The 286-nt window shown below is 36.0% G+C and carries 1 protein-coding gene; it reads left to right on the forward strand.

Annotated elements, in window-relative coordinates; genetic code table 11:
• On the forward strand, positions 1–286 hold a 286-nt coding region (locus tag BOQ64_RS23365; RefSeq protein WP_164975877.1), incomplete at both ends, for a hypothetical protein.

Raw genomic sequence — 286 nt, forward strand, 5'->3', positions numbered from 1 at the left:
AACCTCAGTTCTGTCCTATGATCTTCAGAATCCTTCTACAGGATCAACAGAAGTAACCTATGATAAATATGATTCCAAAGGAAACCTTGTACAGTATACTACGAAAGACGGTGTTTCTACTGTTATTATCTGGGGCTATAACGGAACCTTGCCCATTGCTAAGATTGAAAATGCAAAATTTGAAAGCATTGGACAATCATTTATAGACAGTATAGTGAATGCCTCCAATACAGATGCCGCAGCAGAAAGGAATAATGATGAAACCAATCTGTTAAATACTTTTAAT

Origin of the sequence: Chryseobacterium sp. CH25 (assembly GCF_004119455.1) — a bacterium.
Classification (GTDB): Bacteria; Bacteroidota; Bacteroidia; order Flavobacteriales; family Weeksellaceae; genus Chryseobacterium.